9 protein-coding genes are annotated in these 9,196 nt (G+C 68.9%); 5 read left to right on the top strand and 4 right to left on the bottom strand.

What is annotated here, in order from left to right:
* Window positions 1-339: 339 nt before the first annotated feature.
* Complete coding sequence (locus EQG76_RS19390; RefSeq protein WP_200840949.1) at window positions 340-1,494, bottom strand: M24 family metallopeptidase; 1,155 nt, start codon at window positions 1,492-1,494, stop codon at window positions 340-342.
* 288 nt (window positions 1,495-1,782) lie between these two features.
* On the opposite strand from EQG76_RS19390, the gene EQG76_RS19395 reads away from it, so the two are divergent.
* Window positions 1,783-2,532, top strand: a complete 750-nt coding sequence (locus EQG76_RS19395) for an SDR family oxidoreductase (RefSeq protein ID WP_159716001.1) — start codon at window positions 1,783-1,785, stop codon at window positions 2,530-2,532.
* A 64-nt stretch (window positions 2,533-2,596) separates the two neighbouring features.
* Window positions 2,597-3,367, top strand: coding sequence for an ATP-binding cassette domain-containing protein (locus EQG76_RS19400; protein WP_159716002.1), 771 nt, complete (start codon window positions 2,597-2,599; stop codon window positions 3,365-3,367).
* Here EQG76_RS19400 and EQG76_RS19405 read toward each other — a convergent pair.
* Window positions 3,352-4,038 carry a FadR/GntR family transcriptional regulator gene (locus EQG76_RS19405; protein WP_159716003.1) on the bottom strand — a complete coding sequence of 229 codons (687 nt, stop codon included), beginning with the start codon at window positions 4,036-4,038 and terminating at the stop codon, window positions 3,352-3,354. The genes EQG76_RS19400 and EQG76_RS19405 overlap by 16 nt on opposite strands.
* Window positions 4,039-4,403: 365 nt before the next feature.
* Between EQG76_RS19405 and EQG76_RS19410 the strand changes: the two genes are divergently transcribed.
* The 3 genes from EQG76_RS19410 to EQG76_RS19420 all read left to right on the top strand — a co-directional run bounded on the left by EQG76_RS19410 (window position 4,404) and on the right by EQG76_RS19420 (window position 6,697).
* Window positions 4,404-5,423, top strand: coding sequence for a zinc-dependent alcohol dehydrogenase family protein (locus EQG76_RS19410; protein WP_159716004.1), 1,020 nt, complete (start codon window positions 4,404-4,406; stop codon window positions 5,421-5,423).
* Window positions 5,420-6,181: a YggS family pyridoxal phosphate-dependent enzyme gene (locus tag EQG76_RS19415; RefSeq protein ID WP_159716005.1), complete on the top strand. Its 762-nt coding sequence runs from the start codon at window positions 5,420-5,422 to the stop codon at window positions 6,179-6,181. The genes EQG76_RS19410 and EQG76_RS19415 overlap by 4 nt, the downstream gene beginning before the upstream one ends.
* 168 nt (window positions 6,182-6,349) lie before the next feature.
* The gene (locus tag EQG76_RS19420; protein WP_159716006.1) at window positions 6,350-6,697 is read left to right on the top strand and encodes a gamma-glutamylcyclotransferase family protein; all 348 of its coding nucleotides are present in this window, start codon (window positions 6,350-6,352) and stop codon (window positions 6,695-6,697) included.
* Window positions 6,698-6,734: 37 nt separating this feature from the next.
* On the opposite strand, the gene EQG76_RS19425 is transcribed toward EQG76_RS19420, so the two are convergent.
* Together EQG76_RS19425 and EQG76_RS19430 are read right to left on the bottom strand one after the other, a co-directional pair.
* Window positions 6,735-7,658 carry a restriction endonuclease gene (locus EQG76_RS19425; protein WP_159716007.1) on the bottom strand — a complete coding sequence of 308 codons (924 nt, stop codon included), beginning with the start codon at window positions 7,656-7,658 and terminating at the stop codon, window positions 6,735-6,737.
* A gap of 74 nt (window positions 7,659-7,732) precedes the next feature.
* Window positions 7,733-9,196, bottom strand: a 1,464-nt coding sequence (locus tag EQG76_RS19430) for an oxidoreductase (protein WP_159716008.1), incomplete at its 5' end; no start/stop codon positions are given.

A 9,196-nucleotide genomic window follows, 5' to 3' on the forward strand; every position in this document is an offset into this window, starting at 1 on the left:
CCGCCGGCACCCGTAACAGCAGGCCGGCGGGGGGCTCTCGGGTTCGTTCGTGCAGATAGCGCGCTCCCGCAATCCGGGAAGCGTCCCCGTTCCTCCTGTTATTCCCCGCGCAGGCGGGGGAATCCACCGGCGCAGGTCTCTACCTGTTGATCCCCCGGACGAGCCGGGGGATCACGGAGGGTGGCGGGGGCGACTCGGGTTCGTTTCGTCGTCGCAGTACGTGATGCCGCTCGGGTTCGTTTCGCAAGAATGCTGTTCGGTCGGGTGGGAGCGGCATTGGTCATCCGGCGCGGGTGGATCGCGCAGGATGACAGAAGTAGGTCAAAATTCCTAGAACTGTCAGCGGACGATCAGCTCCAGCGGTGCCTTAGCCAAAGGCTCGGCCTTGCCTTCGGTGACGAGCGAGGTGCGAGCCAGGGTCATGGCGCGGCCGGTCTCGCTGTTCATCAGGATGATGTGGATGAAGAAGGTCATGCCCGGGCCGATCACCACCGGGTTGCCGGTGTAGAACATTGGCCAGTCCATCCAGGACGGGGCATAGACCGCGCCCAGCGAGTAGCCGGTAGCGTTCAGGCGGTGGGCCTGCATGCCGTGGCGGTCGAGCACGGAGGCCTGGGTGTCGAACACCTCGCCCATGGTGCGGCCGGGCACCAGGGTGGCCTCGGCGGCAAGCAGCGCCTCGCGGGCGGCGTCGAACATCCGGCGGTGCTCGTCATCCGCCTGGCCAACCAGGAGCGTGCGCATCAAGGCGGCATGGTACTGGCGATAGACGCCGGCGAACTCCAGGGTGAGCTGGTCCCGCGGGTCCAGCTTGCGCCGGCCGGTATGGTAGCGGCAGAGCAGGGCCTGTGGGCCGCTGCCGATGATGAACGGATTGCCCGGATAGTCGCCGCCGCCCTCGAAGATCGCGTCGTGCATCCGGGCCAGGATCACGCCCTCGTCGGCACCGGGGCCGGTCGCCGCGACCGCGGCGTCCAGGGCGGCGTCGCCCAGCCGGGCCGCCTCCCGGACGTAAGCCAGTTCCTCTTCCGACTTCACCAGCCGGATCCCGGACAGGAGCAGCGAGGCGTCGGCCAGCATGGCGAAGCCGTCCAGTGCTGCCTCCAGCCGCTTGCCGTTGCGGTAGGTGAGCCCGTGCGTGTCGAACTCCACGCCGATCCGCCGGCCGCGCAGTCGCAGTTCCTCCAGCACGGGCAGGAGGTCGGTCTTGGCCGGGTCGGCGCCGTCGCGGTCGACCCAGATCCGGATGTCCTGGATGTTGGAGGTCAGCTGCGCCTGGCGCAGGTCGGCGGAGCGGGTCACCAGCACCTTTTGGCCGTCCGCGGTCAGCACCAGGCACTGGAAGAAGCAGAAGCCGAACGTGTCGTAGCCCGTCAGCCAGTACATGCTCTCCTGCTTGAACAGGAGCAGGGCATCCAGTCCTTCCCGGGCCATGGCATCCTTCGCCGCATGGAGGCGGCGCTCGAACTCGGCGGACGAGAAGTGCAGCGGCAAGGTCGCCTCCCGGGATCGTGGCACGGCTGCGAGCCTTCCGACTTTCCGCCCTGGCTGTCGAGGGGCCAGCGGCGGCGATGTGGCGGGTCTCGTCGGGATGGCCGGCTCAAGGCGGTCATGACGATGAAGGACGGCAATGATGTTGGATGGAGGTAGCCAACGGGGGCCGGCCGACATCCCGCTCCGGCTGATGGCGCAGACACGAGGGCGCAGGTCACTCGCGGCTCTAGCGCGACGCCACCGAAGCGGGCACGATCTGTCATGAAATCGATTACGGGGAGAATCGTCTTGGCAGGACGGGTTGCGGATCGGGTGGCGGTGGTGTTCGGGGCGGCACGCGGGATCGGGGCCGCGGTGGCGACCAGGCTGGCGGAGGAAGGGGCGCAGGTCTGGATCGCCGACCGGCGGCCCGAGGGCCAGGCGACCGCACAGCGGATCGGCGGGCACTACCTCGCCTGCGACCTCGCGGTGGAGGCCGATATCCAGGGCGTGGTCGATACCATTCTGGGCCAGCATGGCCGGCTCGACATCTGCGTCCAGAACGCCGGGATCTTTCCCGAGACCCCCCTGGACGGGATCAGCGCTGCCGAATGGGACCAGGTGCTGGGCGTCAACCTGCGCGGCTCATTCCTGGCCATCCGGGCCGCCTTCGCGCCGATGAAGCGGCAGCGCTACGGGCGGATCGTGCTGACCAGCTCGATCACCGGGCCGCGCGTGGTGCCGCCCGGCCATGCCCACTATGCCGCGTCCAAGGCCGGGCTGAACGGGCTGATCCGGGCGGCAGCGCTGGAAGGTGCCTCGTTCGGCATCACGGTGAACGGGATCGAGCCCGGCAACGTGCTCACCGAGGGCATGCAGAGCGAGCGTTCGCCCGAGTTCATCGACAGCATGGCACGCGCCATCCCGCTCGGGCGGCTGGCCGATCCATGCGAGGTCGCCCATGCCTTTTTGTTCCTGGCATCCGACGAGGCCGCCTACATCACTGGCACCACCATCGTGGTGGATGGCGGGCAGACCCTGCCGGAGGGCAAGGCCTGACCTCGCCAGACCATGTCCTTGGCGCTAGCCTCGCCCTGCGGCCGCCCCGGCTCCTGGAGCTTCCATGTCGACCACCCCGCTCCTCACCATCGACCACGTGGCCAAGCGCTTCGGCGCGGTGACGGCACTGGCCGATGTCAGCTTCGACGTGCTGCCGGGCGAGGTGGTGGCGCTGCTGGGCGACAACGGCGCCGGCAAGTCCACGCTCATCAAGATCATCGCCGGGACCCAGCCGCCCTCCTCTGGCCGGCTGCTTTGGAACGGGCAGGAGGTCACACTGGCGGGTCCGGCCGATGCCAAAGCGCTGGGCATCGAGACGGTCTACCAGGACCTTTCGCTCGCACCCAACGTGGACGTAGTCGGTAACTTCTTCATGGGCCGCGAGCTGACCCGCCGCGTGGCGGGCATCTCCTGGCTGCGCGAGAAGGAGATGGAGGAGATCACCCGGGCGGCCCTGCACCGCCTGGGCACCAAGATCCCGGACGTGCGCGCCAAGGTGGAGAACCTGTCGGGCGGGCAGCGCCAGGCGATCGAGCTTTGCCGCTTCGTCCATTTCGGCGGCAAGCTCGTGCTGCTGGACGAGCCGTTCGCCGCACTCGGGGTCGAGCAGACCCGCAAGGGCCTGGACATGATCGAGCGGGTCCGCCGGGAAGGCATCTCGGTGATCGTGATCACCCACAACGTGCTGCACGCGCTCCAGGTCGCCGACCGGATGGTGGTGATCCGCCAGGGCCGGGTCGAGGGTGTGCGCACCCGCGCCGAGACCTCGCATGACGAGCTTATCGAGCTGATCACCGGCGACCGCAGCCTGACCCGCCGTCAGGACGCCGCCTGAGCCGGCGCCAGACGGCGCTTGGCGTTCACCGCCCCGGTGTCGATCACCGCGATCATCGCCTGGCGCGCGGCCTCCGAGTCGCCCGCCTCGATCGCCTGGCAGATCGCCTCGTGCTGCAGCGCGGAGCGACGCAGTTGTGCGGGGTCGTGCAGGGGTGTGGAGCGGGCGAAGGCCGCGGCCAGCGCCGCCTCGATCAGCCCACCCAGCGACTGGAGGAACGGGTTGGCCGAGGCGTCGCTGATCAGGACGTGGAAGGCCAGGTCCAGCTCGATGAAACGGCCGGAATCGCTGCATTCCGACATGGTCCGGGCGATCTCGCGAAGTTTCTGGAGCTGTTCGGGCGTGCGCCGCTGCGCCGCCAGGGCCGCGGCTTCGGGCTCCAGCGCACGGCGGACCTCGAACAGCGAGGCGATGAACTCCGGATCCATCCCGAGCCGGGTCCGCCATTCCAGGAGCTCGGCGTCAAACATGTTCCATGACCGGGGCGGGGTCACCCAGGTGCCGACCTTGGTCTTGGACGCGACCAGCCCCTTGGCCGCCAGGGTCTTGAACGCCTCGCGCTGCACGGTGCGCGACACCTTGTAGCGCAGCGCCAGCTCCTCGGGGCTGGGCAGCAGCTCCCCGCTCTTGAACTCGCCCTTCAGGATGCCGAGGCCGATCCCTTCGGTCACGGCCCGATGAGCCGATCGGGCGCCCGTCTTCGGCCGCCCGCGAGGACCCGTCATGTTCGTTCCCACCTCGCCTGACCGGCACAGGTGATCGCCTGATCAGGCGATCCGTCAAGCGGCTGGATTCCCACCTGCCGGCTCGCGGGCGAGCGGTGGCATGGACGACCTGCCGAGGCGGGGGAACCGTGCCGGAAAGGGTGCGGCCTGGCTGGCCGCCTTCGGACAACTGCCGGCTCGCCCCCGCCAGCTTGCGCGGAAGGCGTCGGCCCAAGTCCGGCATGATCACGCCGTTGACGCCAAGGCCTGCCCCTCCCAGGACTGGGGCGGTCGGCCATGGCCGGCGCGCATGCAGAAGGGAAGGGACCGACGTGAAGGCCGTGCGGCTGGAATCCATCGAGAAACTGTTCGTCCGCGAGGTCGACAAGCCGGTACCGGGGCCTGGCGACCTGCTCGTGCGCGTCGAGGCCTGCGGCATCTGCGGCTCGGACCGGCATTTCCTCCATGGCGAGTTCCCGACCTCGCCGCCGGTGACGCTCGGCCACGAGTTCTCCGGGATCGTCGAGGCGGTCGGCGCCGAGGTTACCGGCTTTCGGCCGGGCATGCGGGTCACGGTCGACCCGAACATCTCCTGCGGGCGCTGCCCGGCCTGCCAGGACGGGCTGGTCAACCATTGCCGGAACTGGAAGGCGCTGGGCCTGGCGCTGGATGGCGGCTTTGCCGAGTACACGGTGGTCCCCGAAGGCCAGGCGGTGGAATTGCCGCTCTCGCTACATCCCGAGCATGGGGCGTTCTGCGAGCCGCTCGCCTGCTGCCTGCATGCGATCGATCTGGCCGGGATCAAGGCCGGCGATTCGGTGGCCGTGCTGGGCGGCGGCGTGATCGGCCTGCTCACCCTGCAGCTCGCCAGGCTGGCCGGGGCCACGAGGGTGATCCTGTCGACCCGCCAGGCAGTGCGCCGCGAGCTGGCGGCGGAGCTGGGCGCCACCGACACGGTCGATCCGTCCGCGGTCGACCCGGTCCAGGCGATCGCCGGGCCGGATGGGCTGGTGCCGGGCGGGGTCGACGTGGTGCTGGAATGCGCCGGCGTGCCCGACACGGTCCGCCAGTCGCTGAAGCTGGCGAAGCGGCGCGGCACGGTGATGATCGTCGGCGTCATGCCGCAGGGCCAGACGATCGAGATGGAGCCTTGCGACATCATGATGCGCGAGCTGCGCATCCAGGGCTCGTTCATCAACCCGTTCGTCCACCGCCGGGCCGCCGCCCTGATCACGTCGGGGGCGATCGAGGTGGGCAGGCTGGTCTCGCAGCGGATCGGGCTGGACAAGGTGCCCGAGGTGATCGGGCGCGACCCGCTGCCTGGCGAGGTCAAGGTCATGGTCATCCCATGAGCGGCATAGGCCAGGACGCGAGGTTCGGCGCCGATCCGGCCGCCACCATCGCCGCCAACCTGGCGGCGATGCAGGCCCGGATCGAAGCGGCTTGCCGGCGTGCCGGGCGCGATCCGGCGGGCGTGCGGCTCCTGCCGGTGAGCAAGACCGTGCCCGCCGCGATTGTCCGCCAGGCGGCCGGCCTGGGCCTGCGCGCGTTCGGCGAGAACAAGGTGCAGGAGGCGGCGGGCAAGGCCGAGGCGCTGGCCGATCTCGGCCTGTCCTGGAGCGTGATCGGGCATCTGCAGACCAACAAGGCCAGGCAGGTCGCGCGCTTTGCCGCCGAGTTCCAGGCACTCGACAGCCTGCGCGTCGCCGAGGCGCTGCAGCGTCATCTGGATGCGCTCGGGCGGCGGCTGGAGGTGCTGGTCCAGGTCAACAGTTCGGGGGAGGCCAGCAAGTATGGCCTGGCACCGACCGAGGTCGAAGGCTTCCTGGCAAGGCTGCCGGACTTCCCGGCGCTGCGCGTGCGCGGCCTGATGACCCTCGCTGTGTTCTCGGCGGACGAGGCCAAGGTGCGCACCTGCTTCCGCCTCCTGGCCGAAATGCGCCGCACGCTCCGCCCGCCGCCCGGCATCGAGCTCGCCGAGCTGTCCATGGGCATGACCGGCGACTTCGAGGCCGCGATCGAGGAGGGTGCTACGGTCGTGCGGGTGGGCCAGGCGATCTTCGGGCCTCGGCCGACCGCCGACAGCGCCTACTGGCCGGGCTTGGCGTAAAGCGCCGGGGGACCGGCAAATGAACGCTCGTACCGGTGGATTCCCCGCATGCGCGGGGAATGACATGAGGGAGGCGGCGCTTCGCGGCTTGTGAGACCATGCAGCCGGCAGGTCTCCGGCGGCCGAGGTCTCCAGTCGGCGGCCGGAATGCAATGGGGCAGACGGCGGATGGCGGAACCTCGCAGGACAGCAGACGAGTGGCTGGCGACCTACGGGTCACTGGCGCCGGGAGAGGTCAACCATCATCAACTGGCCGGGCTGACCGGGCGCTGGATGACCGGCACGGTGCGCGGCCGGCTGATGGAGGCCGGCTGGGGGGCTGCTTTGGGTTTCCCGGGACTGGTTCTCGACCCCTCCGGCGAGGAGGTGCCCGTCCACCTGTTCCATTCCCCGGAGTTGCCCGACCACTGGCCCCGGCTCGACGCGTTCGAGGGCGATGGCTACCGGCGGGTGGTGGCACAGTTGGAGACGGCGGACGGGCCGGTGGAGGCCTGGATCTACGTGCTGGCGGGGTGAGCCGGCGCGGAGACCGACAGGGAAAGCAGCGGGAACCTCACTCGAAGAAGTCTTCATCCACCTTCTTGATGTACAGGGTTTCCTCCACGCGACAGCCGACCGAGTGGCGGATCATGAGCTTCGCAAGCTGAGTTCCGTCAATCAGTACGATGCGCTTGCTGAGAAACTCGGCCGTCTCCCTTGCTGAAGAGGAAAAGGTAGACGTCGTCACGAACAGGCCCTTGTTGGCCCTATGCCGATCGAGGCTGCCGAAGAAGTCCCGAATTGCACCGGCGCCGATATTGTTGCCTTCGGCGTAACGCTTGGCCTGTACATAGACCCGGTCGAGGCCAAGCGCGTCCTGGTCGATCACGCCGTCCACGCCGTCGTCACCGCTGCGGCCGAGCGCCCGGCCGGCATCGGCGGTCGAGCCACCATAGCCCATGCTGAGGAGCAGGGTGACGATCAACTGCTCGAAGAAGGCGGGCGGCGACGCGCGAATGCGATCCAGCAACTCCTGCGCGAGCGCAGCCTCGATTTGGGCATGCGCTGCTCGCATGAGTTCGTCGGGTGTCTGAACTTGGCTTGCCAGCGGTGGCTCCAGCAGTTGCACCGCCGGTTCAGCCATGGTGTTCTGGGTTGATCTGTCCCTGAACTCCCTGAACTCAGGGAACTGATTAAGAAATGCATTGTCGACACGCACCGGCTTAGAAGCGAGCACCTGACGGCCACGATCGGTAATCCTGAAATGGGCTCGCTTTGTGCTCTCTACTAGATCAGCTTTGCTGATGTATGTCTTCGCCCAACGCACCCGATTGCCAAAAAGTGTCTGCTTGCCCGAAGGAAGTAGCTCAGCTCGATCCTCCTGTGTGAGCTGTAGTTGGTCCGCTAGGCGATCGACAACATCACCGACACGTACCTCGCCATCCGCGCAGGACTTCAAGACAGGGAGCATCAAAGACTGATAATCCGGAACGGGCATTTCTTACCTGAGCAACATGGGCCGCCGACAGGAATGATCCTGGCGTGTCAAAATCTGGAAACAACGAAAAAGAGCTACAGGAGGCGTCCCAACGCCCGTCCCTCGTAGAACGCGAGGCTGGCGCGGCGGGAGGCGACGGCGTCGCCGATCAGGTGGGCGGGCTGACCGGCGGCGGCGGCTTCCTGCATCAGGCGGTCGTCGGCGCGCGGCATGGTGGCCAGGACCAGCGTGTCGAAGGCCTCGGTGCGCAGCTGGTCCGACTGGAGGTCCAGGAGTTCGGCCTGGCCACCCAGCCAGGCGGAAAGGGCGGTGTAGGGCGAGACGCGGCCGCCGGCTTTCGCGAAGCGGCGGCGCAGCGGGATGTCGGCGGTGCTGTTGGCGAGGCTCTTGGCGACCTCGCCGTCGGGTGTGGCGATCGTCACCTGGTGACCCTGCTCCTGGAGGAGGATGGCGGTGCCGATCGCCCGCCAGTTGCCGAGATCGTCCAGGACCAGGACGCGGTGGCCGATCGGGAGGTGTCGCTGCGGCTGGTCGGCCAGGATGTCCTCGATGTCGAAGACGTCCGGCAGGTCGACGCCCGGCAAGCGCAGCCGGTCGGGGAAGGCGCGCTGGTAGCCGTCGCGGGCGGGAACGGCGCCGGTGGCGAGGATCACTTCGTCATAGCCGGCGAGGTCGGCCGGGCCTGCCTCCTGGCCCAGGCGCAGCTCGACCTGGAGTTGCATGAGCTGGTGGCGGTGCCAGTCCAGCAGGCGGCCGATCTTCTCGCGCGCGGGCTGGCGCGCGGCCAGGCGGAAGCGGCCGCCCAGCTCCGCCGCCCGCTCGATCAGGGTGACGCGGTGCCCGCGGGAGGCGGCGACGCGCGCCGCCTCCAGGCCGGCAGGACCGCCGCCCACGACCAGGATCCGGCGTGGGGTTCCAGTCGGCTCGAAGCGGTCGCCGCCCCATTCGAACTCGCGGCCGGCCGAGGGGTTGACCAGGCAGGAGATCCAGTAGTCGCGGGCGCGCCGCCCCCAGCAGAGCTGGTTGCAGGCGATGCAGGGGCGGATGTCGTCCGGGCGGCCGGCCTGCGCCTTGGCGGCGAGCCAGGGATCGGCGATCTGGCCGCGCACGATGCTGACGGTGTCGGCATGGCCGGCGGCGAGCAGGGCCTCGGCATCGGCGGGTGTGGTGATGCGGCTCTCGGCCTGGACAAAAGCGTGGCGGACCACCTGCTTCAGCGCCGCGGCGAACGGCTCGCCCAGCCGGTCGGGATAGGGCGAGGTCGCGATGATGCTGGCGAAGTCGAAATAACTGCCGGTGCCGCAGGTCACGTAGTCCATCAGCCGGCGCTCGTCGTGCCAGGCGATCACTGCCTGCAGGTCGGGGAGGCTCAGGCAGCCGGGCGTGCCGGGGTCGGCGGAGACGGCCAAGCCGATCATGAAATCCTCGCCGCAGGCCTGGCGCAGCCGCGCCATCAGCTCGGCGGAAAAGCGCATCCGGTTCTCGAAGCTGCCGCCATAGGCGTCGTTGCGGCGGTTGGTGAGCGGCGTCCAGAACTG

The organism is Geminicoccus flavidas (assembly GCF_009806515.1).
GTDB lineage: Bacteria > Pseudomonadota > Alphaproteobacteria > Geminicoccales > Geminicoccaceae > Geminicoccus > Geminicoccus flavidus.